The 26,383-nt window shown below is 33.8% G+C and carries 20 protein-coding genes, 1 pseudogene and 1 riboswitch; of the genes and pseudogenes, 18 read left to right on the top strand and 3 right to left on the bottom strand.

Annotated elements, in window-relative coordinates; translation table 11 throughout:
• Positions 1 to 859: 859 nt before the first annotated feature.
• Entirely contained in the window at positions 860 to 2,062 is a 1,203-nt protein-coding gene (locus tag AC5LWL_RS16205) for a GTP-binding protein (RefSeq protein ID WP_493435279.1), read from the top strand.
• 283 nt (positions 2,063 to 2,345) lie between these two features.
• Here AC5LWL_RS16205 and dpsA read toward each other — a convergent pair whose 3' ends face one another.
• Positions 2,346 to 3,224: a dipicolinate synthase subunit DpsA gene (gene dpsA, locus AC5LWL_RS16200; RefSeq protein WP_493435278.1), complete on the bottom strand. Its 879-nt coding sequence runs from the start codon at positions 3,222 to 3,224 to the stop codon at positions 2,346 to 2,348.
• 383 nt (positions 3,225 to 3,607) lie between these two features.
• Between dpsA and AC5LWL_RS16195 the strand changes: the two genes are divergently transcribed.
• From AC5LWL_RS16195 to AC5LWL_RS16180, 4 genes and pseudogenes are all read left to right on the top strand, one after another.
• Positions 3,608 to 4,123 (top strand): TetR/AcrR family transcriptional regulator, encoded by a 516-nt coding sequence (locus AC5LWL_RS16195; protein WP_493435277.1) that lies wholly within the window; start codon positions 3,608 to 3,610, stop codon positions 4,121 to 4,123.
• Between the two features lie 40 nt (positions 4,124 to 4,163).
• On the top strand, positions 4,164 to 4,736 hold the full coding sequence (locus AC5LWL_RS16190; protein WP_493435276.1) for a TetR/AcrR family transcriptional regulator: 573 nt from the start codon (positions 4,164 to 4,166) through the stop codon (positions 4,734 to 4,736).
• 412 nt (positions 4,737 to 5,148) lie between these two features.
• Complete coding sequence (gene psiE / locus AC5LWL_RS16185; RefSeq protein WP_493435275.1) at positions 5,149 to 5,586, top strand: phosphate-starvation-inducible protein PsiE; 438 nt, start codon at positions 5,149 to 5,151, stop codon at positions 5,584 to 5,586.
• 107 nt (positions 5,587 to 5,693) lie between these two features.
• Positions 5,694 to 5,951: pseudogene (locus tag AC5LWL_RS16180) on the top strand (sigma factor); the annotation flags it as partial.
• A gap of 923 nt (positions 5,952 to 6,874) precedes the next feature.
• Here AC5LWL_RS16180 and AC5LWL_RS16175 read toward each other — a convergent pair.
• Positions 6,875 to 7,735, bottom strand: coding sequence for a LysR family transcriptional regulator (locus AC5LWL_RS16175; protein WP_493436628.1), 861 nt, complete (start codon positions 7,733 to 7,735; stop codon positions 6,875 to 6,877).
• An 85-nt stretch (positions 7,736 to 7,820) separates the two neighbouring features.
• Between AC5LWL_RS16175 and tnpA the strand changes: the two genes are divergently transcribed.
• From tnpA to AC5LWL_RS16150, 5 genes are all read left to right on the top strand, one after another.
• Positions 7,821 to 8,252: an IS200/IS605 family transposase gene (gene tnpA / locus AC5LWL_RS16170; RefSeq protein ID WP_493435274.1), complete on the top strand. Its 432-nt coding sequence runs from the start codon at positions 7,821 to 7,823 to the stop codon at positions 8,250 to 8,252.
• Between the two features lie 376 nt (positions 8,253 to 8,628).
• On the top strand, positions 8,629 to 9,681 hold the full coding sequence (locus AC5LWL_RS16165) for a 2,3-butanediol dehydrogenase (protein ID WP_493435273.1): 1,053 nt from the start codon (positions 8,629 to 8,631) through the stop codon (positions 9,679 to 9,681).
• A gap of 324 nt (positions 9,682 to 10,005) precedes the next feature.
• A riboswitch (cyclic di-GMP riboswitch) is annotated at positions 10,006 to 10,093 on the top strand.
• Positions 10,094 to 10,249: 156 nt separating this feature from the next.
• Positions 10,250 to 10,765 (top strand): GTP cyclohydrolase I, encoded by a 516-nt coding sequence (locus tag AC5LWL_RS16160; protein ID WP_493435272.1) that lies wholly within the window; start codon positions 10,250 to 10,252, stop codon positions 10,763 to 10,765.
• Between the two features lie 64 nt (positions 10,766 to 10,829).
• Positions 10,830 to 12,863, top strand: coding sequence for a flagellar assembly protein A (locus tag AC5LWL_RS16155; protein ID WP_493435271.1), 2,034 nt, complete (start codon positions 10,830 to 10,832; stop codon positions 12,861 to 12,863).
• Between the two features lie 61 nt (positions 12,864 to 12,924).
• Positions 12,925 to 13,620, top strand: coding sequence for a LytR/AlgR family response regulator transcription factor (locus AC5LWL_RS16150; RefSeq protein ID WP_493436627.1), 696 nt, complete (start codon positions 12,925 to 12,927; stop codon positions 13,618 to 13,620).
• A gap of 180 nt (positions 13,621 to 13,800) precedes the next feature.
• On the opposite strand, the gene AC5LWL_RS16145 is transcribed toward AC5LWL_RS16150, so the two are convergent.
• Complete coding sequence (locus tag AC5LWL_RS16145) at positions 13,801 to 15,345, bottom strand: DHA2 family efflux MFS transporter permease subunit (RefSeq protein WP_493435270.1); 1,545 nt, start codon at positions 15,343 to 15,345, stop codon at positions 13,801 to 13,803.
• 243 nt (positions 15,346 to 15,588) lie between these two features.
• Between AC5LWL_RS16145 and AC5LWL_RS16140 the strand changes: the two genes are divergently transcribed.
• The 8 genes from AC5LWL_RS16140 (at position 15,589) to AC5LWL_RS16105 (ending at position 26,303) form a co-directional block, all read left to right on the top strand.
• A complete protein-coding gene (locus AC5LWL_RS16140; protein WP_493435269.1) occupies positions 15,589 to 16,485 on the top strand; it encodes a TetR/AcrR family transcriptional regulator in 897 nt (298 codons plus the stop codon).
• 296 nt (positions 16,486 to 16,781) lie between these two features.
• A complete protein-coding gene (locus AC5LWL_RS16135; protein WP_493436626.1) occupies positions 16,782 to 17,633 on the top strand; it encodes a GRP family sugar transporter in 852 nt (283 codons plus the stop codon).
• A gap of 267 nt (positions 17,634 to 17,900) precedes the next feature.
• Entirely contained in the window at positions 17,901 to 18,686 is a 786-nt protein-coding gene (locus tag AC5LWL_RS16130) for a glucose 1-dehydrogenase (protein ID WP_493435268.1), read from the top strand.
• A 190-nt stretch (positions 18,687 to 18,876) separates the two neighbouring features.
• Positions 18,877 to 19,761 (top strand): NAD-dependent epimerase/dehydratase family protein, encoded by an 885-nt coding sequence (locus tag AC5LWL_RS16125; protein ID WP_493435267.1) that lies wholly within the window; start codon positions 18,877 to 18,879, stop codon positions 19,759 to 19,761.
• A gap of 302 nt (positions 19,762 to 20,063) precedes the next feature.
• The gene (locus AC5LWL_RS16120; protein WP_493435266.1) at positions 20,064 to 20,315 is read left to right on the top strand and encodes a hypothetical protein; all 252 of its coding nucleotides are present in this window, start codon (positions 20,064 to 20,066) and stop codon (positions 20,313 to 20,315) included.
• A 443-nt stretch (positions 20,316 to 20,758) separates the two neighbouring features.
• Positions 20,759 to 23,446, top strand: coding sequence for a YhgE/Pip family protein (locus AC5LWL_RS16115; protein WP_493435265.1), 2,688 nt, complete (start codon positions 20,759 to 20,761; stop codon positions 23,444 to 23,446).
• Positions 23,447 to 23,688: 242 nt separating this feature from the next.
• The gene (locus AC5LWL_RS16110) at positions 23,689 to 24,939 is read left to right on the top strand and encodes an ATP-binding protein (protein WP_493435264.1); all 1,251 of its coding nucleotides are present in this window, start codon (positions 23,689 to 23,691) and stop codon (positions 24,937 to 24,939) included.
• Between the two features lie 386 nt (positions 24,940 to 25,325).
• Positions 25,326 to 26,303, top strand: coding sequence for a ring-cleaving dioxygenase (locus tag AC5LWL_RS16105; RefSeq protein WP_493435263.1), 978 nt, complete (start codon positions 25,326 to 25,328; stop codon positions 26,301 to 26,303).
• Positions 26,304 to 26,383 lie beyond the last annotated feature (80 nt).

Below are 26,383 nucleotides of genomic sequence, written 5' to 3'. Positions count from 1 at the left end.
TTAGGTCTCATCTAACCCGCTAATCCCACAGGAGTCTTACAGGAGTCTCGCACCTTACACTCCAATCAAGCCGTTTTGATTCATTAGTTGCTGTCGTTGAACTGGTGAAAACATCCACCTTATAGAAATAGACTAAAAGTGCACATTTTGGGAGAACAACGTTGAATAATAACATAAAAAATCAACGCTACTAGTATTTAGTAGTCATACCTTTTCATGAAATTCGAAGACAAGAACGTATTCTAAAATAGGTTGCTTGTAACGGAGGGTGCGAAGACTCCTGTGGGAAATGTGGGAAGGCTGAGACCCCGCAAGGCAACGCCGAGGAGGCTCAGCTCCCACCCCGCGGAAAGCGAAGCAACCCGTAGTGGAAAGCAACCTCCACACAAAAAAACAGGCCTCCCATTTTATTGTTCTAAACTGAGTAATATCAAGACTTGCAAACGAATTTGATGGTGCGAAGTTTGAGTTAACTATATGAAAAAACATAAATAACCAATATAGGGAAGTAACCATTACGTGCTAAATTAGAGAATGTTCGTCTTTATCTATTATCTATTTCGTTATGTCCCAGCCACTTTATAAATCTCTTTGTACGTTAACCAATTAAATAGGCAAAGGTGCAAAGAGGTTTTTTATATTGAGCGTAACAAACTCACCTGAAATGGTGGTAACATCTGATGAAGGAAATTAGCTATTAAACTCTTTACAAATCGTAATGTTTACGTTTAATATAAGGATAGTTATTATTTTTTAAATAAATGCAGTGATTAAATCGTAACGATTACGAAATGTAAGTATTCTACATATTGAGAGTATTATTTTATTCCAAATGGAAAAAGAATTAGGAGGATAATCAATGAAGTTTAATAAAATTCCAGTAACCGTATTAAGTGGCTATTTAGGATCTGGTAAAACAACCATGTTAAATTATCTATTAAATAATCGTGATGAATTAAAGGTTGCTGTTATTGTTAATGACATGAGTGAAATAAATATTGACGCAGATTTAGTGAAACAAGGAGGAGGTTTATCAAGAACAGATGAAAAGCTTGTAGAAATGTCAAATGGATGCATTTGCTGTACTCTTCGTGAAGATCTTTTGCTAGAAGTAGAAAAATTGGCTAAAGAAGGAGGTATCGATTATATTATTATAGAATCAACGGGTATTAGTGAACCTGTTCCTGTTGCTCAAACTTTTTCCTATATAGATGAAGAAATGGGAATTGATTTAACGGAATTATGTCGATTAGATACGATGGTAACAGTTGTCGACGCCTATCGTTTTTGGTATGATTTTCAATCTGGTGATACACTTTTGGATCGCAAAGAGGCAGCAGGGGATGAGGATATAAGGGAAATAGCTGATCTTCTGATTGATCAGATTGAATTCTGTGATGTGCTTGTGCTTAATAAATGTGATCTTGTTTCAGAAGAATCATTATCGGAATTAGAAAATGTGCTGCGAACATTACAGCCTTCTGCTAAAATTATTCGAACTACAAACGGAAAAATAAACTCAGATGAGATTTTAAATACAGGTTTGTTTGATTTTGAAAAAGCAAGTTCCTCAGCAGGTTGGTTAAAAGAATTAACAAGTGGACATCAAAATCATACTCCGGAAACAGAAGAATATGGAATTAGCTCTTTTGTTTATGCAAGACGACTCCCATTTCATGCAGAAAGATTTGATAATTGGGTACATTCTATGCCAGCTAATATTGTAAGAGCAAAAGGGATTGTTTGGGCAGCTGTTCATAATAATCTGGCTATATTATTATCTCAAGCTGGACCGTCCGTTTCTATTGAGCCAGTGTCTTATTGGGTTGCTTCCTTACCGAAATTGGAGCGGGAACAAATTTTTAAACAACAGCCTCAAATCCTTAAAGAATGGGATGTAGAGTTTGGAGATAGACATACAAAGCTTGTTTTTATTGGAACTAACTTAAATCCACAAGAAATAATGGAAGAATTAGATAAATGTCTGTTGACTTCTTCTGAATTCGATACCGATTGGGGTAAAATGGAAGATCCGTTTAAATGGACCATTGAGAGGGTGTAAAAATGGACATTTAGAATAAGGTTTAATTTGAGCGAAATATAGAGGTCAGGTTGATAATTAATAGTTGTCAGCCTGATAAGAAGGCTTACGTTAATTCTCTTATTTTACGTTTTAAAAATTGGATAATATTTATGGTTATTCGCATGCTAGCATGCTATTATAAAAAGGAGAATGAAAACGTTTTACTATGGGGTGTAATTGAATTTAGATGAACAAACATTGTTGCTGTATTTACGCTGACAATGTTCGTCCATCCGTTAAATAATTAATAGGACGAGATTAACTATTCTTCGCTTATCAATAGCTTTATCAAAACATCGCCAATAATTTCTCCAGCTGTCTTCGGAGCAACTTTAGCTGGTAAGCCTAATGCCCATATTGTATGTATTCCTATTTCTTTAGCAAAAGCAAAATCTGTCCCTCCAGGTTTAGAAGCAAGATCGATAATAAGGGCGTCCTTTGACATAGTGGAGATTATATCAGCAGTTAAGATCGGAAAAGGCATCGTATTAATGAAAATTTGCATACTGCTTGCTGTTTCTTTAAGAGAATCTACAAACACAGGAGTTAAACCCATTTCTATAATACGTGCCGCATCAGAGGTTTTTCGGACGCATACATTTACTTTTGCCCCAATAGCGGAAAAAACACGAGCAATTGTCATCCCTACTCTTCCGAATCCCAGCACCATTACGTCTGCTTTATGTATAGTGAAAGCAGTGTGTTGAATAGCAAGCATTAATGCGCCTTCAGCAGTGGGAATGGAATTGAAAATAGCAACATCATCTCTATTAAACAGTGCAACTAGTTTTCGATTCGTTTCTTTTTGCAATTGTTGTAAAAAAGGAGTAATAATTCCTGAAAAAATGACGCATTCTTCATTTGTTTGCTCGATCATTTCTTTTGTTAAATAGATTTCAGCGGAAGAAAAGCTGGATTCAATTTCTCCTTTGTCATTTACCCCAGGAACAGGTAAAAGTATTGCATCCATTTTATTAAAATCTATTTGGGTAAGATGGGAAAAATGAACATTATCTGCATCAAAATTAAATTTTTCAAACCCAATTAAATAAATACTAGCTTGTAATTGGGTTAGTTTTTTTATTACTTCTACTTGTCGAAGGTCTCCACCCATTAATAAAATTGCTGAGCCTTTTAGCATAAAATTCCTCCTAGCAGTTTCTTTTCATTATAATGATTTTTAATAGGGAAGTGCAAACGCCTTGAACAGCTAGCTCTAAAGCTAGACAGCCAAAACATTTCAAAAATTCTATAAATCTTCTTTTTAAATAAAAAATCTAATCAACTTTAAGTATAAGAGAAAGACTGCTATCTATTCTTAACTAGCAGTTTCACAAAATCGTCAATAGCTTATATGGAAGAATTGTAGTATAACAGTATTATGAAAAGTATATCTGTTTCATCTTGGTTTGTTGCCTATAATCGCATGGAATGTCCATTTTATGAACTAGTGATGTTGTTTATATTGGTACAGATAAGATTCTTTTTCACCAAAATAAGCTAATACCAATAGGGAGGGTTATTATGTCAACTGCAAAAGAAATTGATCCACAGGCTATTACTAATTTAAAACATGCGATGATGTCTTTGCTTGTAAAAAAGGACATACGTTATATAAAAACAAAAGACATTACGAAACAAGCACAAGTAAGTCGTACTATTCTGTTCCATTACTATAAAGACAAATATGCTCTTTTTAACGATATTGTGGAAGAGATGAAAATAGAATTAGCAAATACAATTTTTAAAACCTTAAAAGGAAAAGAATGTAACTCCTTTGAACAAATAAATCAAAGAGTGCGCACTGTACTTCACTTTGTTAGCAAAAATCACTTCTTTTTTCATACTTTAATGGATCGTAATACAGAACCATATGTGAATTTCCACCAATTTTTTCTGCAATCATGTAAAGAAAAACAAGGAGAATATACTTCAAAAAAAAATGAACTATCTGCACATTATCAAGCTTTATATTATTACGCTGTCAGTCTATATTGGATAAAAGAAGAAAAAAAATTTTCTCCTGACTATATTTTGTGAAATTATTCACAAAATAAGAAAGGAAAATCGTTTATATGGGGTGGAACTATCCCATATAAATCGAAAGAAAAAATATATAAAGTCAAATAAACGTCAATTAGAACAAGAATTACATCAAGCTTTTATTGAATTATTGATTGAAAAAGAGAATTATCTATCTATAACCATTTCTGATATTACAAGAAAAAACAATATACGAAGAGCAACCTTTTATGATTATTATGCGAGTAAAGAAGTATTATTCAAAGCAATTATGGAAAAAGAATGTGAAGAATTATTAAAATGCTTCTATGTAGAAAACAGACAGGAAAAGTATACAAAGCAGCAAGTTGAGCATATTATTGCTCAATTATTCACATACTTAGCTAATGATAAAACGATTTTTCATTTTATTGGGAAAGACATAGGCATGCCAAATCCAATCGCCGAGGTATTTCATCAATTTAGTTGTTATTATACAATCAAAGAAAGCGATAACATTGAAAAAGGAAGATTATCTGCTTATTATGCTTCTGGAGTAATTGTATCGCTCATACTTTTTCGCTTGCATGATGCAGTAGAATTGTCTCCAACTGATGCAGCACAACAGTTAATGCAATTATTTGAACACTAAAGACAATATAATGAATGCAGTTGTGTAAAAATGTATTGCTTCTTTTCCTCAAACTTCGCATCTTCAAATTTGTTACGAGCTTAGCGACAGCAACTAATTGATCAAAACGGCTTGATTGAAGCGGATATGAGAGACTCCTGTGGGGATTAGCGGGTTAGATGAGAGCTAAGCAGGTCAAGCGCCGAGGAGGCTCATCGCCCCCTACGGAAAGCAAGCCCCTGTTTAAAAGGAATAATGGAGGACCTTATTTATGCGAATTCAGATTGCCGAGGAAATAACAAACGAAACAGAATAACCTAAATAAAAATACTATTTGTAGTATTTAAGAGATTTTCAACATATTTCTCTAGGAGGAAAAGTCATTTAAATGTAAAATGATAGTATAGAAAAAATATCTTTCTGGAGGAATTTTGTGAAGTCAAGAAAAGAGGAAAAAAAACCACTGAAAAAAAACCAAATTAAACTTTCATTTATTCTTCAAATGATACTTAATACATCATTAGTATTGCTTGCTGTTACATTAAGTATTTTGATGGGAAAAGAAATAGTTTATTTTATCCATTTTTCTATTTTTCTTCAAGAACATTCAACTAATTATGAATTATTGGAACGAATTTTAATTTTCTTTTTATACTTTGAGTTTATTGCGATGATTATAAAGTACTTTCAAGAAAGTTATCATTTTCCACTGCGTTATTTTTTATATATTGGTATCACCGCAATGGTGCGATTAATTATTGTGTATCATGATAATCCCCTGCATACCCTTTTATATACTTGTGCCATTCTCGTGTTAGTTATAAGCTATTACATTGTTTCATCAGCAACTTCAAAAAGAGGGAAATTATGAAAAAAGGTTGTCTACAAGGTGAAGTTCATCTTTTGGACAACCTTTTTGTTTTATTACAAAACTTTGAGTGAGATCACGTCGTCTAATAAGAGGAAGGAGGAGAAGGAATGGAAGAATTTGCTGCTGAAAATATTGAATTGGAAGATAAGGATGAGATTATGGAAAAGCATTGCTTCAACTTGTCTTTTCCTATGTCAATCAATAATAGAGAAATTGCAGAGGATCTTACTCAAGATATTTTAGTGAAATGCTATAAATCTCTTCATACATATAAAAGAAAAGCAAAATTAAAAACCTGGGTATGGAGAATTGCCATAAATCATTGTAAAGATTTTATGAAAAGCTGGTACCATAAAAATGTTATTAAACAAATTCGCACCATGGCGCATAAAAAGAAGCAGTTTCCATATTGTTTTATGGTCTAAGTTAGAAGCAGGGAGCAGCCGGAATACAAGAAGACTCCTATGGGAATTGCGGGACAGACGAGACCGAGCGACCGAGCCTAGGTTGCCATATATAGTGGGTGGAATTCCCACCGAGAAAGAACTAGCCATTCACTCGTAGCGAGTCTTGGAGGGCAAGGGGTAACTCTTGGTTTTAAGCGTAGACAGCGAGGTAATGGGCCGTAAGCCAAATGGTTGAAGGGATAGAGCTCCGAAATCTTCCTTTAAGAGGGCTGATGTGTTGGTCTCCACAGAAAGCAATATTTCTATTTTCGCAAAATGGCGAGAAAATGGAAACCTCTTCGGAGTCGGTGACCTCGGCACGTTATACATCGATATATGGTAGCAACTCGGGAGATCCTGTTTAGTCTTTCTATGTAAATAGAGAGTATGGCGAACCAAGCGATAAAAAGCAAGCAAGCCAAAAGCTGACAGGAAGTCGGATAGCTGTGTAGTACCAAAGAAATCGGGTAATTCTGATGGAGGAAAGGCAGCTACCCTATTACAGCCCTTATGGAGAAACATTTACTATACACGGAGATAGTGATGGAATGGAAACAAAACTAGTAAGGATAGCAGAATGAAACAGTATGAAACATTTTGTAAAAGGTGATAGGGAGGAGCCGTGTGCGATAATTCCGCACGCACGGTTCTTAGAGGGATAGCGGAGCACAATCCATTTCGGAGAGGCTCCCGTCTACTCGACCCACAGGAGTTGACTCCGAGGAGGCTCGGCGCCCGCCCCATGGAAAGCGCAGTGTATGCAGGCTGTGGACCCCCATTTAGTCAGCAACATAGTGGCTTTACAGTTCCAAACAAACAAGAAAAGGGAACCTACTTTGCATTTATTTCAACAAAGCCTTATTCAACCTGTTTATAAATTCCCTTGAAATTCTTGATAATGCTTTGTTCTTAGAATAAACATATCCAAAATAATACGTCTTATATAAAGGCTCTGCAAAATTAATCGTTCTATATTCATCATTATTAGATAATCCCGTAACCGTTTCAAAGGAATAATCAAATCCAATATTAATAGCCGTATTGTTCTCTAATGCATAACGAATGGTTTCCACATTATTTGTTGTAAATAGAATCTCCATATTATTAGCAAGAAAATCAAATTCCTTTATAAACTCCATAATGCAATGATCATTATAAAGAATAATCGACTGATTTTCTAACATCTTTTCTGTAATAATCGATTCGTTCGCAAGAATAGAATGTTTATTCACAGCAACAATCATATGCCCATCTAAAAGTTTATTAAAAATGAGATGTTTGTTTTTTTTGCGATCATTATCTGTATAGATAAGTAATCCTATGTCTACTTCCTGGTGATAAACCTTGTCCATAATAGTTTGTGAATTATTTTCTTCTATAGAAGCACGAATAAAAGGATATTCTTTTCTAAAAGCAGTAATCAGATTTACTAATACTTCCATCGGACCAGGAAATGTTGCAATCTTAATCTCTCCTTTTAAAGTATTTGTATAATTTTCCGCTTCGTCTTTAAACATTTGTAATTTCTCTATCACTTGTACAGCGATATCAATAAGGCGCTTGCCTTCTTCTGTTGGATACGAACCCTTTCTTGATCGATGAAATAATTCAATATTGAGCTCCTTTTCTAGTTTTGTTACTGCTTGGCTTAATGCCGGCAAGGTTATATTTTGTTTTTCTGCTGCTGTTTTTAATTTACAAATGTGTGGTCTAACTCCACCGTCTTTAGACGGTATAAGCTTTTAGCCTTGCCTTTCGATGTCCATACTAAAAAGGTGAGGTGAAAGTATGGACGGATATCGAAAAAATGGTCATGCAGTGTATGATATTAAATTTCATGTGATATGGGTGACAAAATATAGATATAAGGTATTACATGGTCCGATTGCAGTAAGAACACGAGAATTAATCAGGCAAGGATATGAAGCAAGAGGAATCACCATCTTGCAAGGAAGTGTTGGAAAAGATCACATCCACTTATTGTTATCTTGTCCACCGAGCATGGCCCCAAGTAAAATCATGCAGTACCTCAAAGGGAGATCATCAAGGCTTCTTCAAGACCAGTTCCCTGAGTTGAAAAAGAAATATTGGGGTCAACACTTATGGGCAAGGGGCTATTTTTGTGCCGCTGTAGGAACAGTGGATGAAGAAACGATAAGAAATTATATTGCTAATCAATTTAATGAAGGGAAGGACGATATATTCAGGATTGAAGAATGAGTTTAGTCATGGTGAGTACGCTTTAGCTTAAGGTCTTTCAGAAGACTTCAGTCTTAGTTTACGACTTTAGTCGTCGACATTTATGTCCAAATCCACCTACTTTAGTAGGTGGTCGTTTAAGGAACCTGTTTCCGCAATTTCCACCATATAATATAATTGTTCTATGTTCATTTAAATCATTCCTTTTTAGTTAAGTTGCGTTTAACTAAAGTTAATTATAATTAAATTTACCCTAATCAACATATATACTATAATAATAGTGTTTCCTAAACATGGAAAGACTTAAAGGCCTTTAAGTAATAAGAATATAAACAGAATGTCTCAATGCAATATAATGTAAACGTTTTATTTTTTGTGACAAAGGGGATGTAAGAATATGAAAGCATTAAGATGGCATAATCAAAAAGATATACGCTTAGAGGAGATTGAAGAACCACAGGCTGCACCAGGAAAAGTGAAAATTAAAGTGAAATGGTGCGGAATTTGTGGAAGTGATTTACATGAATACTTAGGCGGTCCAATTTTTATTCCAGTGGATCATCCACATCCATTAACAAACGAAGTTGCGCCAGTAACATTAGGTCATGAATTTTCAGGTGAAGTCGTGGAAATTGGGGAAGGTGTGGCTAATTATCAAGTGGGTGATCGAGTGGTTGTAGAACCAATAATTGCAACAAATGGTCACCAAGGCGCATACAATTTAGATGAAAATATGGGGTTTTTAGGCCTTGCTGGCGGTGGCGGCGGTTTTTCTGAATACGTATCTGTCGATGAAGAATTGTTATTTAAATTGCCTGATGATCTATCGTATGAACAAGGTGCTTTAGTAGAACCTTCTGCTGTAGCATTATATGCTGTTCGTTCAAGTAAAATTCAAGCGGGAGATACGGCAGCTGTTTTTGGCTGTGGACCTATTGGGTTGCTAGTTATTGAAGCGTTAAAAGCTGCAGGTGCAACGGATATTTATGCAATTGAACTTTCGCCTGAACGTCAAGCAAAGGCAAAAGAACTTGGAGCAATTGTGCTAAATCCAGCTGATTATGAAAATATAGTCACGGAGATTGCAAGTCGTACAAATGGTGGAGTAGACGTTTCATTTGAAGTAACAGGAGTTCCAGTGGTGTTAAAACAAGCAATTCAATCAACGGGAATTTCAGGTGAGACAATCATCGTAAGCATTTGGGAAAAAGGAGCAGAAATCCTTCCGAATGAACTTGTTATAAAAGAAAAAACAATTAAAGGTATCATTGGCTATCGTGACGTTTTCCCATCTGTTCTCAACTTAATGAGAAAAGGGTATTTTTCAGCGGAAAAATTAGTAACAAAAAGAATTAAGTTAGATGATGTAGTAGAAGAGGGTTTTCAATCTTTAATTACAGAAAAAAACCAGGTGAAAATATTAGTAAGTGCAGAATCAAAAAAGCAATAGAGCTATCAGTTATTATTTAAAATAGTGTTTAAAAGAGCGGCATTTCTCAACTTCATTCGAGAAAATGCCGCTTTTTTTGTCTAATAATAAAAATGAATTAGGAAAAACACACTGTATAGAAGTTTTAATAAAATTTATATTTCTTTATGAATGAATAAATTATGTTGTTGAATAGAAAGAAAAGAGGATATGAAAGGGTTAAAAATATACTTAAACATGATTTGACACTATAGGAAAAAAGTCTTATGTTTTAGAGAAGGATTCACTTTCCAAATTTAAGTAAAATTCGACATTCTTATCATCTAATTATAAGGTTAGAAAAGAATTCGATAATGGCAAACTTACTGAAAGGTAAGGGCGCAAAACCACGGGCCTAAAGAGAGTATATATCCATGGCAGCCGGGTCGCCGAATGGGTTGGATTTTCTAAGGTGCTAATAGAGTATATATCTGCTATATACTTAAAAGTAACACCCATCAATCTTTTGGTGGGTGTTACTTTTATTTAATAGAATAAATTAGTATTTGAAAAGTAGCGAGAACCAACCTTTTCTAAGGAGGGATAAATCATGAATAGATTAATAGTGAAGCAAAACCGTAAAAGAAACGAGGATATGTCTCGAAAAAAAATGCTTAAGAGTTTTTCCAATACGTATCGTAATACATTTTCGGGAATAGGTTGTCCTTATATAAGAACCATTAAACAGCCGTCTATTATAGAACTGGATAAAATTATTGTGATGAAAAACATCCCTTATTTCTCCATTTCTAAAACTCATTCCATCTATTATTGGAATTTAACATTAGGCTTTTTACAAAATGAACAATTAAGTGATTATAGTCAAATTGCTCGTTTACTTGAATTTATTCCTCAGCAAATCGATAATCAAGAATCCCTAATAAATTATATTGCAGAACGGATAATCGAGATTATTTGTTTAAAAGGGGTAATTGTAAGAACGAAATTAGTTCAAGATTGTTCTCCTATTATATTAGATGGGGAATATCGGAAAAATCAAACAGTTGTAAAAGGAATATTTTCTTTGAATCAGTCACTAGTAGATCAATTTAAACATGCACTTTAATAAAGGGAACTTCACATATGGGCATTAAATCTAATAGGTATAATTAGAATTGGTGGGATGAATAATGAGAAGTATTATTTCAAAAGGTAAAACAGTTAAAGAGGCATTGAAGTTAGGATTAGAAATATTAAATGTCCCAGAAAAGAATGTAAACATAAAAATTATTCAACCAGAAGCCAGATCCTTTTTATGGTTTAAGAGAAAACAAGCTGTTATTGAACTGGAAGTAAATGAGGAAAAAGAGGAACTTGAAAGAAAAAGGGAAGAGGTAGCGAAGGAAGACATCTGTGTGGATAGAAAGGTGGAAGAAATACAAAAGAACGAAGAAAAGGGAAAAGCAGAAGGAAAAGCTTGGACTAAAAATGGAATGCTTTACGCACAACCAACTTCAGAAATTATTCCTATTGCAACGTTGGCTAGTGGAATTAAATTGGTCAGAGGAAAAAAAATATTGCAAGGTCAAACAATTCCACTTTATGAAAGTGGTGAATATAAACTGATTGTTGAAACAGAAGAGGTAAAAACGGATTGGAATTTAACTATAGACAAGCATAAGTTAAAAGCAACACTACATGTAACACCTGGATATACCATAATTCGAACCGTCCCTGATTATAAACCTGTCAAGTCTTTAAAAATTAAACTAACGGAAAAAAAACTAATAAAAAACACACTTAAAAAACAAGATATTATAAAAAAAATGGAAGAGCTGCACATCATATATGGAATTAACCAAGCCGAAATAATAAAAGCTACGCAAACATTAGTGCAAGGGGAATTTGAAATAGCAACAGGCAAAAAAGTGAACCAAGGAAAGCATGGTTGGGTAGAAAGTAAGGTAAAGACAGATGTAGAAAAAGGATACAAAGAAAATGAAAAAGGGCAAATTGATTTTCGAGAGATTATCACTTTTCCAACAGTTGAAAAGGGCTTCGTCATTGCAAATATTCATGCGCCTGTAAAAGGAGAAGTTGGGATTACTGTAACCAATGAATTATTGCCTGCAAAGGAACCGTTCCCAATTGTATCCGAATTAAGCAAAGAAGTAATGCTTGTGGATAATAAAATTGTGGCATTAGAAGATGGAAGACCAACGATTGAGAGGAAAGGGCAGCTCGTTAAATTTTCTATTCTGAAAAAATTAGTACAGAATGGAAATGTCAATTTAGCAACAGGAAATATTCGTTTTAACGGAGATGTGGAAATAAAAGGAGAAGTAGAAGAGAAAATGATGGTAGAGGCAGAAGGAAATATATGTATACATCAGTTTATTCATTTGTCTACTATATTAGCTAATGGTTCAATCATAACAAAAGGGAGTATTAGTAAGTCTAGATTGGCGGCAGGTAAGAATCACATTTTTATGAACGAACTAACTACATTGCTTCAGCAAATCAGTACAATAATAAATACGCTAATTTTATTACTAGAGCAAGTCATTTCTTCACCTGGTTTTAATAAGGAGAAGTATAATGAAAGAGGAATAGAGCCATTAATTAGAACTATAATGGCGAAACGGTACCCGCGTTTTCCGACAATTGTTAGTAAATATAGAAGTACAGTAAAAAAAGACCCTTTTTTTACTGTTCATTCACCATTAAATGAGCTTGCCGAATCTTTGAGAAAGTTATTTCTTTCCTTATCACCATCTATCTTTTCGATTAATGACTTGAGGGAATTATTAATGACAGTGAAAGAAATTCTCGAATTAGGGGAAACTCCTATTGATGAGAATAGTTTTATCAAAGTTCCCAATGTGTTCAACAGCTATTTAAACAGTAGTGGGAATATTACTATTTATGGACAAGGCTGTATTAATTCACGGGTTTATGCTGGGGGGAAAATAAATATTTCAGGGGTATTGCGAGGAGGAGAATTATTCGCAAAAGAGGGTATAAGTATTTATGAAGCTGGTTCAAATAGCGGCACTGCTACCTCTATCATGATCCCTGAAAATAAAAAGATCATGCTAAATAAGGTATTAGAAGGTACAAATATTATTATCGGCAATGTTCGGTATACGTTTAAAGAAGAAAGAACAAACATAGTAGCCAAATTAAGCAAAGATAAAAAAATAGTGTTAAATACATTGAAATGAGCAGTGTATTCTAGCAAATCATCATAAAAAGATTTAATAGTGGAGGGGCTGGTTTAAGGTGATGAAAGTGGTAATTGCTGAAGATGATCTTTCTATAAGAACATTTTTTACGCTTTTCATAACGAAACGTCCTGAATTTCAATTAGTTGGAATAGTTAATAATCGAGAAGAATTAATAGAAAGTATAATAATGAAAAAACCAGATCTTTTGTTAATGGATCTGGATATGCAAATAAACAATGGCATCGAGGCAATCGAATATTGTAAAGATATTCATCCATTATTACAGGTGATTTTTATTACCAGTAAAGATTATTACGCAGTTCGAGCATTTGAACTAGGTGCCGTTGATTATATAGTGAAGCCGTTAAATAATGCACGACTTTTTATCGCATTAGGGCGCTTTTTGCAGATTTGTCCTCCTGAAGCAGAAAGAAAAAATAAATTGATTTTGAAACAAAAAAGCAATCTTTTAATAATTCCTTTAGAGGAGGTTCTTTTTATTCAAAAATTAGGGGCCGTTACTTATTTACATACAATAAATAAAATTTTTGAATGGAAAGAAACATTAATGAATATACAATGTCTTTTAGATTCGCGCTTTCTTTTATCTCATCGATCCAATATTATTAATATGGATAAATTAATAAAAATCGAAAAGACTTCGCAAATATACTATGCTCATTTTTTGAACTATCAGAAAAAAGCTAAAGTGTCTAAGTATAAAATTGAAATGATAAAAAAATATTTGTCTTGATCATTGAGCTCATCTGCCTTTAGTCTATTCGTTCTCTGTTCTAAAATGGAGAGAAAAAATAGTAGGAAATGAATCGCAATTTGAAACAATGGTACTTTATGTTTAGTAACGAAATGACAGAATTCACTATATAAAGGGAAACCTAGTTATCCAAATTATTTCGATAACTAGGTTTTTTAATTAGTTTTCTGCTAATTTATTTACAGAATTAGGTTTAGTAAATTGGTTTACCTCGGTATTTATATCTTCTGCTGGAGTTGCTCGTTTCATAAAGAAGGAAAGCAGAAGCGCTAAAATAACAATTCCCACGGAGATAAAAAAAGCGTCATTAATTCCTTCCAGCATTGCTTTCATCTCTATCGCTTCTTTTGCTGCTGCAATTGTCTCTGCTGAAGGCTGTGCAGTTGTATTGCTCATATTGTGCATTGCTTCTTCTGCTATTTCTTTACCATGTGTTTTAGTTCTGTTAGACATGATTGTGATCATTAAGGCAGAACCAATCGCACCGGAAATCTGTGATAAAGTATTATTCATTGCAGTGCCATGAGGATTTAATCTTCCAGGTACTTGATTTAAGCCATTTGTCATAACAGGCATCATTACCATAGACATCCCGAACATGCGGAAGGCGTAAATAATAATTAATGTTGTGTAACTGGTAGTCATGGTTAAATTACTAAATAAAAAGGTAGTAATAGCTGTAATAGATATCCCCGTAATTGCAAGTATACGTGCTCCATATTTATCAAATAATCTTCCAGTTATTGGCGACATGATTCCCATAATGATAGCACCTGGGAGCAATAATAATCCAGAATGTAAAGGGGAAATGCCTCTAATCGTTTGAATATAAATAGGCATTAATAGCATAGCTGAAAATAGGGCGATATTTATGACAATGGAAATACCTGCGGATAACGCAAATAATGGATATTTAAATATTCTAAACTCAAGCATTGGGTTCTCAATTTTTAATTGACGTATAATAAACAGTATTAACGATAATAAACCGATGATAAGTGTTCCATATACTTCTGGACTGTCCCATCCTTTGCTGCCAGCTGAACTGAAGCCATATAATAATCCGCCAAATCCAAGACTGGATAATACAAGCGATAGTTTATCAATGCTAATAGCTACCTTTTCTTTTGTATCTTTTAATTGAAAGATAGCAAGTATTAAAACAAATGCTGCAATTGGAGTAATTACATGAAAAAGCATGGTCCATTTATAATGCTCGACAATATAGCCTGATAATGTTGGTCCGATAGCAGGAGCAAAAACCATGACTAGTCCAAATATCCCCATAGCTTTTCCCCTTTTTTCTACTGGGAAGTTTGTTAGTAAATAATTCATTAATAATGGCATCATAATAGCAGAACCAGTGGCTTGCACCATTCTAGAAATTAACAGCAGGGAAAAGAAGCTGGAAGCTCCTGCTACAATTGTGCCTAATGTAAACAATCCCATAGCTGTGATAAACAGTCTGCGAACGGAATATTTCTGTATTAAAAATGCTGTTGTTGGAATCATAATGCCGTTTACAAGCATATAGCCTGTTACTAACCATTGACCAACGGAAGGGTCCAAATGAAAATCTTTATTAATAGAAGGTAAAGCAATATTTAATAAAGTAGAATTTAAAATGGCAACAAAAGCACCAGCCATTAAAATAGCAATAATTCCATAGGATGGCTTTGTATGATTTGTTTCAGTTGTGTTCATTTATATAACTCTCCTTTTATGAACTTGCGGTTCAATTTTTATACATTTGTTCTAGGCTTAAATAATATACCTATAGTACAATTAATTCAACTAAAATATTTCGTCAATCTAAAAATATAGGTGGCTCTTAAAAAGAAAAATTGATTTTTACTAATTTTCAATGGTTTTTAAATTGTATTTGCTTATTAATTAAGGTAGTATACGACTTGGACAGGCAGTCTAATTTCCCTAAAGGTGATTGAAATGAATAATCGAAAAAAACATGTCTTAAATAAAGCACATGAACTATTTATAGAAAAAGGGTTTCATGCAACTTCTATACAGGAAATACTGGATAGAAGTGGAATTTCAAAAGGAACCTTTTACAATTATTTCACAAGTAAAAATGAACTATTAATTTCTATTTTTCAGAATATCTACTCAGAAGTTGGAGAGAAAAGAAGGAAATTAATTCGTGGACAGGATAAAACAGACATTGAGGTGTTAATAAAACAAATAGAATTATTAATAAAAACAAATGAACAATTAAAAATCATTTCTTTATTTGAAGAAATTTTATTTACAAACGATCAAGAATTAAAAGAGTTTTTAAAAATTAGAAGAATGGAAGAACTCAACTGGCTGTATAATCGTTTATTGGATATCTGCACTTTTGATAAAGAACCGTATTTATTGGACTGCGCCATAATGCTGACAGGTATTCTTCATAATAACTTTTTCTTTTATGGACTTGAAAATAAGGATATGAAAGATGTACATAAAATTGTGAAATATAGTGTAAACAGAATTATGCATATGATAGATGATCTATCCAAAACAAAGGAGCAATTATTAGAACCGAAACTCTTGAAAAAATGGCTTCCAGATCACTACTCAACAGATAAACATATAGATAATGATTTAGAAGGTACCATTCAAGAGTTGAAAAAATCCATTCTTTTATCTTGTGTGAACAAAACGGAACAAGGGAAATACGAGGAATTAATAGATTTTATTCAAGAAGAAGTGAAGAAAGTCTCACCAAGAGTATATTTAATAGAGAGTATTCTTGATACATTAAACGAGTCCTTGAACAAAGGTATTTGTCAAAAAGCATATAATACTTTTGAAGAAAGAATCTTATTAATAATGGCGAATTAATAGAGAGATTAGCATCTCTCTCATTTGAGAGGCGTTGTTAAACTTGTTTCTTGATTTCCAATCCCAATCAAGAATATGTTAATAGCAAAAATTAGCATTAATACAGCCAATTACAAAGTGGAAGGATAAAAGAACACGCGCAAATTACTCTACTAGGAAATTGCACTTGATTTATGTTATCTTTTTTATAAGAATCGAAAATCAGCAATAGAAAAATTATTATATGTTTGAGGCTGATTATACATGTTGATAAAGGGAACAACTAAAGTAGAAGATTGGAAAGAGGTTTGATGAAAGTGGATTTATTTTTAGCTATTCTTCCTGCCATTTTTTGGGGAAGTATTGTTTTACTAAATGTAAAAATAGGAGGTGGAGCATACAGTCAAACGTTAGGCACCACTATAGGAGCTTTATTGTTTTCTACTATTGTTTATATTTTTGCTCAACCCCAATTAAGCATAACTATTTTTATTGTTGGTGTAATTTCCGGAATGTTTTGGGCTTTTGGGCAAAGCAATCAATTTAAATCGATAGAGTATATCGGTGTTTCCAAAACAATGCCTATCTCGACAGGATTGCAAATTGTTACAACCACCCTATTTGGTGTATTAATTTTTCATGAATGGACTAACTTGACAACTATTCTATATGGTGTAGTTGCGATTATCCTTATTTTATGTGGAATTATTTTCACTTCCTACGATAATAACAGAAGTAAGGATGAAAATACGATATTTAAAAAGGGTGTCTTTACACTGCTTTTTTCAACGATTGGATATTTAGGTTATGCAGTAATTGCCCGCTTTTTTGGAGTAGATGGCTGGTCTGCTTTATTTCCACAGGCGATCGGGATGTTTATCGGCGGCGTTATCATTACATACAAATATAAACCTTATAATAAGTATGCAATTTATAATATATTCCCAGGTCTTTTTTGGGCAGCAGGGAACATGTTTCTGTTTATTTCACAGCCAAAAGTGGGGGTAGCAATCAGTTTTTCTTTGTCCCAAACAGGTGTCGTCATTTCAACCTTAGGCGGAATTTTCTTATTAAAAGAAAAGAAAACGAAACGCCAATTGGTGTTTATTGGGATAGGAATTGTTTTCATTATTATTGGTGTAGTATGTTTAGGGTTAGCGAAAAAGTAACAGTTTTTCTATAAGATTTAAAAAGCCGCTGAACAATCCTTTTTAGCTAAATGGAGTTGTTTAGCGGCTTTTTTATTTATTTATAAGGTAGTAAGCGTATTCTCTTAAATAGGAAAAGTACTGCAATCATGAATTGGAAAAAATAGATAGGTTCGAAAAAAGGAATTTCTTTAAAGAGGATTACTAGTCTTAATATAGGGTAGATTATAATATCGCTTAATCATTTTACTAGAGAATTTTATACATATTTTTCAAGGAGGAATTATTTTGTATACTGACTTACAAGACAAGGTAGTTGTCATAACAGGTGCTTCGAAAGGATTAGGCCGAGCAATGGCTAATCGTTTTGGAAAAGAAAAAAGCAAGGTAGTTATAAATTACCGCTCAAAAGAAGAAGAGGCATTAGAGATAAAGCAAGAAGTAGAAAGAGCTGGAGGAAAGGCGATTATTGTAAGAGGAGATGTAACAATAGAAGAGGATGTTGTGAATCTTATTCATACTGCTGTTGAGCAGTTTGGACAAATAGACATTTTTATAAATAATGCTGGAATTGAAAATTCTGTTCCATCTCATAAATTGTCATTAGAAGATTGGGAAAAAGTAATGAAAACAAATTTAACTGGTGCATTTTTAGGAAGCCGTGAAGCGATAAATTATTTTGTAGAGAATGATCGAAAAGGGAATGTTATTAATATGTCAAGTGTTCATGAACAAATCCCTTGGCCAACATTTGTTCATTATGCATCAAGTAAGGGCGGAATGAAAATGCTGACGGAAACATTAGCACTCGAATATGCTCCAAAAGGAATTCGAGTAAATAGCATTGGACCAGGTGCGATAAATACACCAATTAATGGGGAAAAGTTTGATGATCCGATAAAACGCAAAGAGGTAGAAAGTATGATTCCACTTGGCTATATAGGAGAACCAGAAGAAATCGCAGCTGTTGCTGTTTGGCTCGCTTCTACAGAGTCAAGTTATGTAACAGGTATTACCCTATTTGCTGATGGTGGTATGACGAAGTATCCTTCTTTTCAGGCTGGTAGAGGATAAAAAAATTATAAATATAACTTTTGGACGATTCTCAGAAAATGAAAAGTAAAAGGAAAAGTGGTAATTTGGAGTAAGGAAGTCATTTAAATAAAATAAATAGCAAAAGTTGAGATGATAAAATGCCCCTGAATCTTTGATTGTGGGGCATTTTACTATATAATGAAGAAAAAATTTCAATAGGGAGAAGACGATGCAGAAAGCACTTGTTTTAGGAGGTACACGTTTTTTTGGTCAGCATTTAGTTAGATCACTTCTCGAAAAAGGGTATAAGGTAACCATTGCGACAAGGGGAATAACATCTGATGCTTTCGGTAAAAAAGTTGAACGGATCATTTTTGATAGGAACATTTTAGACAACTTTAAACAAAGTTTTGAAAACACAACATGGGATATTGTTTTTGATCAAATTTGTTATTCTTCTCAAGATGCAATCAACGCAATCGAAGTTTTTAGTGGAAAAACAAAAAAATACATATTAACAAGTACACTATCTGTTTATGACGCTTCACCTAATTTACTAGATGAAACAGATTTTGATCCCTATTCCTATCCTATAAAAATAAAAACACGAGAATCTATTTCTTATCAAGATGGGAAAAGGCAGGCGGAAGCAGTGTTATTCCAACAAGCACCATTTGATACAGTTGCGGTAAGGATACCGATTGTTTTAGGGGAAAATGATTATACAGAAAGACTGTTGTTTCATGTGAGAAAAATTAGGAAGGAAAAAAGCATCTATTTTTCTAATCTCGATGGTACCATGGGATTTATTCACGAAAAAGAAGCTGGAGAATTTTTAGCATGGATTGGTGCAACGAATTGTAAGGGACCGATTAATGCATGTTCTGATGGAATCATCTCTATAAAAGAATTGCTTGAATTAATTAAAAAGAAGACAGGAAAACAACCTATACTTGCAAATGAAAAATGTAAAGATAATTTATCACCTTATAATATAGAAAATTTTTGGGCAATGAGTAATAAGAAAGCGGAAGAAACGGGTTTTTTATTTACAAAATTAACTGATTGGCTTCCGAAGCTAATAGAAGAATTATGTGAAAAAGAGGAAATATAAGCTAAGATGGGCATTCTATTGTCTATCTTAGCTTTTTTTGCTTTAAGGAAACTTTTTTTCCTTTGGTTAATATAATAAAGCAGAGGTGATTAGAATGAAACAAAGTGGACGAATCCAAACTAAGATTCACGCATACTCGTATCTGTTTAAATGTCTAGGTATTATTGGAGAGAAAGAGTATAAGGATATGCAAAAGACATTTAGCAAGAAAAAAGAGAAATAAAAACGAAAAAATGTCTTTCTTACATTTCGAGACATATATGCAATTAAGGTAAAAAATAATCGGAATAAGGAGGGAATTGATGAAAAAAAGACTTTCATCTTGGCAGCTGGCCAAGATGGCTTTGGAACAGTATGTAGTAGCTGGTTCCTTTATTTTAAAGATTATTGGGATAAAGCAAGCAGATGCCTCTATCCATATTTCTTATATAGAAAGAGGCATTTTTATTTTTTTAATTCTGGCAGCATTTTCTGAAATAACGATTGCGGTACCTGCACTTGAATCATTCAAACATTTGAAGAGAAGGCATTTAATCATGGTGTCGAATCGATAGTAGGATGTGGGTATTGGACAGAAAAAGCATAAGCGATAACAGGTAAAGCAACTGCTGAAATTTGCAAGTAGACACTCATGCAACCAAATTTGCACCATGATACATAAAAGAAGCAGTTTCCAAATTTATTTATTGTATGTTGAAGCGGGGAGCAGGCGGAATACACGAAGACTCCTATGGGATTAGCGGGACAGAAGAAACCCCACAGGAGTAAAAAGCTCCGAGGAGGCTCGTAGATGAGCCCCATGGAAAGGAAAGCGAAGTGTATATCGGCTGCGGACTATTTGAGAGGGCCCAGCCTTTTTTAAGGTAGCCTTCACATAAATGACACCGTACACCAACCTCTTAAAATCCTCTTTACCTGATGGAAAGTGATGGAATGATAGGATACAACCAAACTGGGAATACTACAGCTTATCATCCAAACTTGAAGGGGGTTTATTATGCGGAGTATCATGCAAATTTACAAAACAGACTGGGTTAATATTTGGAGAGCACCAGTTGCATTGATTCTAATAATAGGACTAATGTTCCTGCCTTCCTTATATGCCTGGTTAAATTTAATTGCGATGTGGGATCCTTATAGCAATACATCTGCTCTTACTATTGCTGTGACAAATGAAGATAAAGGCACTGTAATCCATTCTAAAGAAATACAGCAGAATCTCCAAGTAGGATCAGAAGTTGTTCGTCATTTAAAGCAAAATCAACAATTGAATTGGGTTTTTGTTGATAAACAAAAAGCCGATCATGGTGTTTATGTTGGAGAGTATTATGCGAGTATTACTATTCCAAAAGATTTTTCTGCCAAAATAGCTACGTTATTAGAGGAAAATCAAAAACATCCACAAATTATTTATCGGGTGAATGAGAAGATAAACGCCATCGCCCCCAAAATAACGGAAAAAGGTGCTTCAAATGTAACAGAAACGGTCAATCGTAATGTGATAAAAACAGTTAGTGAAGCCATTCTTAGCGAATTTAATAAAATAGGAATAAATCTAGAAAATGAATTACCCACTATTCGAAATGTAGAAAATCGTATCTTGCAGCTAGAAAAGCATTTACCAGAAGTGGAAGAAGCGGGGAAAAAGGCAATAGAAATAGAAAAAAAATTACCTGCAATTCATCAAAATGGTCAAAAAGTTATTGAATTAGAAAAGAAAATTCCGGAAATTAATAAAGTAGGTTCCTTTATTTTACAATTAGATACACAGCTCGCTAAAGTAGAAGAAATAAAAAAAGAGCTTCTCCCGTTGAAAAATAAACTTCCTATTATAGATAGTAGCTTAAACAATATACAAACAATTAAAGAACAATTTTCAACAATTGAAACGACATTGCATCAATCATTAAAAAATGCTGCGGCATCGGAAAACAAGATAAAAAATGCGATGAACGCAAGCACAAAATTAGCGGAAATGGAGACAAATTATACAGACGCAGGTAATCAACTACAGAAGATTATTCAACAAAATAATGCGGCCATCGTATCTATTTTGCCTATAATAAAATTAAATATTAACGCTTTACAGCAAACTGCTACTCAAGTGAAGGGAATGACTGAAACATTAAAAGACGGCAGGAACAATAAACAAGATACATCAGCCGCTTTATCTTTACTAACTAATCAGCTCCCTACACAGATAAACATGATTAATCAGATGCTTCAATTATTCTATGAAATAAATCATGTCTCGCAAACGGCAGAAATGGATGCAATTATTTCAAGGTTATCACTATTAAAAACAAATTATTCTGCACAATTAAAGGATATAAAGGATATACAATCTTCCATTAATAAAGGTGTATCTTCAGATGAAAATAATGTTGCTTCACTAGAAAAGTTAGCTGTCGAAGCTAGTACAACTATCGAAACTCTGCTCCAGCATTACGATAACGAAGTAGAGGGGAAAATGCATGCGGCTTTACGCAAACTTCAACAGGAGGCAGAAAACGAACAACAGTCTATGCAAACAGGAGAACAAGCGTTGCCGGATTATTTTGATCTTCTACAAAATGCAGCAAAGGAAGTCCAGCTTGCACAACAATCATTAGATCAATATGAGCAAGACTTCTTGGAGATAAGTGACCGATTTCATCAAAATGTTGGAAATGTGGAGGGGAATCTGCAGTCATTTAAGAACAGTATAAAAGAAATGATATCTTTTCTTAAAACAGAACTTCCAACGGTTGAAAAGGAAGTAGGTAATGCGGCTAGTTTTGTCCAAAATGACTTGCCTAACGCTGAAGAAGAAATTCAAAGAATATCGAATTTTGTTCAATATAAACTGCCAGAGTTAGAAGGAAATGTGCACAAAGTGGCTAATCTTGTCCGCAGCGACTTACCCCAATTAGAGGATGCGGTTAAAGTAGCTGCAGATAAAATACGCAAGTACCATCTTACACATGATACGGAGGAAATTATTTCCTTATTGAAAAATGATATTCAAAAGGAAAGTCAATTTATCGCAGAACCTGTTCTTTTAAAAGAAAAAAAGATTTTCCCCATTCCAAACTATGGATCTGGCATGTCTCCTTTTTACACTACTTTATGTCTATGGGTAGGAGCACTGTTGTTAGTTTCCTTATTGCGTTTTGATGTGGAAGCAGGGAAAGAAACATATAAGAGCTACCAAATTTATATAGGCAGGCTGCTGACTTTCTTAACAATTGGCTGCTTTCAAGCGATTATCGTAACAATAGGAGACTTATTTATTCTCCATGCATTTGTAAAAAGACCATTCTGCTTTATCCTGTTTGCTGTTTGTATCAGTATTGCATTTATGACAATTGTGTATACACTGGTGTCTGTATTCGGAAATATTGGAAAAGCGGCAGCGATTATATTTCTTGTGCTTCAACTGTCGGGCTCTGGAGGAACATTCCCTATTCAAGTCACACCACCTTTTTTTCAAGCGATTTTTCCCTTTTTACCGTTTACATATGGCATCAGTTTATTAAGAGAAGCTGTAGGCGGTATTGTACCTTCAGTGGCTGTAAAGGATATCAGCTGTTTGTTTATCTTTTTAGCTGCGGCTCTTTTTTTCGGTTTGTTTTTAAAAGGCCCGCTTCGCAGAACAACAGAAAGCTTTGCTCAAAAGGCTAAAGCCAGTAAAATTATTCATTAAACGAAACGAATTACCATGATATGTATGGGATTAGACAATATCTAGATAGTTGATCATTTAAGTCATTGCATTTTTAATGGGTGGCTTTTTCTTTTCTATTCATGAATAGAACCGGTTCTTTATTAGTTTTAGATGAAAATTTATTAGTGAATTATTGCATGAACAATGCTACTATAATAAGGAAGGGGAGAGGATGGAAGAAGAATCGATTGGAAGAGAGGCAGATAAAAAAAGGAGGAACAATGTTTAAATACGATAATTATTTGTTAACCTTATTAATTGTTTTGGTACCAACCTTGATTTATTATAATTATTTTTATAAAAAGGAGCTGCAAAAAGATAAGAAGTACATATTAGGACTATTTTGCATGATCACGGTTATACTTGAAATGAGTTTTCCATTAAAATTAGCTCCAGGCCATTATTATGATTTGCGAGCGATTCCCTGGTTAATCTCTTTTTTTTATGGAGGGTTTGAGAACGGTATAATAACTACTCTTTCTCTTTTTATTTATCGATATTTACTTGGAGCTAGTGATGGGTTCTTCATTACAGTATTCTGCTATATTCCTTCTGTTCTGTTGGTAAGTTTTTGTATGAAAAGATATCAATCTTTGACATTAATACGGAAAATAATCGCAAGTGTCATTCTTATGCTAGTATGTAATACACTTATTATATTAGCTGTAGTAGAACGCATAGGAGAGACACATAATTCAGTATTGCCAAGTTTTATTTTATATTTTTACGGATCGCATTTCGTAACAGTAATTATTGTTATCTATTTAATTGAAACACTACAAGATAAAGAACAAAATAAAGAGAAATTACAACAGTCAGAAAGGATAAAAATAGTAGGTGAAATGGCTGCTTCTGTAGCTCATGAGATACGCAATCCATTAACGGTTGTAAAAGGATTTATTCAATTATTAAAAAGTGATCATAATTTAACGACAAAGCAAGTCAGTTCTATTGATTTAATTCAATCAGAATTATTAAGGGCCGAAAACATTATCAATGATTATTTGTCGCTTGCTAAAACAAAAGTTACTTCTCCTGAACAGATAGACATTAAAGAAGTTATTTCTCAAGTAGTGGAAGTAACAGAGCCTTTTGCTTTATTAAATAATGTGACAATTAGTAATAAACTGAATAAGTCGCTTTACATTGAAGCAAATCGCAATGAAATCAGCCAGGTATTTTTAAATATTATAAAAAATGGCATTGAAGCGATTGAGGAAAAAGGAGAACTAATTATACATGCTGAGAAAAGAGGCATGAATATCGGAATTTGCATTACAGATACTGGAAGAGGTATGACGGAAGAACAAATAAAACGAATTGGTTCTCCCTTTTATACAACAAAAGATCAAGGAACCGGTTTGGGAACAATGGTTTGTTTTAAAATTATTCATAACTTACGTGGTGATATTAAGATTCGCAGTAAAATCAATCAAGGTACAACCTTTGAAATTATTATTCCGATGCTTTAAAGGAAAAGGAAGAAACTATTTAATCTACTTGCTTTCTCGTATTGAGAAAAACAGTAGCTCTCTGTCTCTTTTATGAACATGATAAAGATTAAAATAAGTGAAAATGATCCTTAAAAAGGATCATTTATTTATGCGGAATGGTAGTTCTCCCATATATACGAAGCTTGCGGCTAAACAGATCTCTTTTATTGCATAATTTTGCTACTAGTGTCATCTTGACAGAAAAATAGGACAATGGTATATTTATCTCGAATTAAAGATATTTTAAACTGAACTATAATTAATTAGAAGGAAAAGCAGGTTGTAATTGAACGGCACAACTTATCGCTTATTGCGGAAACAACGATTAGTCTTGCAAATATAAAGCATAAAGGCAGGGGAATAGAATGAATGGATTAAAAGGCATTCATCATGTTACAGCGATAACTAGCAGTGCAGAAAAGAATTATCATTTTTTTACAAATGTTTTAGGAATGCGTTTAGTGAAAAAAACGGTGAATCAGGATGATATCAAAACGTATCATTTATTTTTTGCAGATGATCGCGGCAACGCAGGAACAGATATAACTTTTTTTGATTTTCCAGGAATCAAGCAAGGTGTTCATGGTACTAATGAAATTTCGAAATCCTCTTTTCGAGTTCCAAGTGATGAAGCAATCGAATATTGGGCTAAACGCTTTGATCGGTTAAAAGTGGCACACAGTGGCATAAGAAATCAATTTGGCAAAAAAACACTTTCTTTTGTCGATTTCGACGATCAGCATTATCAGTTGATTTCAGATGAAATAAACAAAGGAGTTCCTTCCGGTGAACCGTGGCAGAATGGACCTGTACCTTTAAAATACGCGATAACGGGGTTAGGGCCGATATTTATTCGAATTGCCCAATTTGATTATTTTAAAGAAGTGATGGAAAAAGTGCTGCAGTTTCAAGAGATTGCAAACGAAGAATCTTTATTTTTATTTGAAGTAGGAGAAGGAGGAAACGGGGCGCAAGTTGTGGTGGAGCATAATACAACACTTCCACAAGCACGACAAGGGTTTGGTACAGTTCATCATGTTGCCTTTCGTGTCGAGAACCGTGAAGTATTGGAATCATGGATTGATCGCATGGAAGGCTTCGGATTTCAAACATCTGGATATGTAAACCGCCATTTCTTTGAATCTTTGTATGTTAGAGTTGCACCACAAATATTAGTTGAATTTGCAACAGACGGACCGGGTTTTATGGGCGATGAACCATACGAAACACTGGGGGAAAAACTATCCTTGCCACCATTTTTAGAACCAAAACGCGAACAAATTGAAAAGTTAGTTCGTCCAATAGACACGATTAGAAGCACCATATCATTTAAAAAAGAATAAATGACCTTTGATAAGAAGACAAGGAATATTCTGTCTTAAAATTATTTAGTGAAAGGTCGCACAAAAATTAAAGGAACTGT

This window comes from Niallia sp. WK069_GA_01 (assembly GCF_983173855.1).
This window is presented reverse-complemented; position numbering and strand designations above follow the sequence as displayed.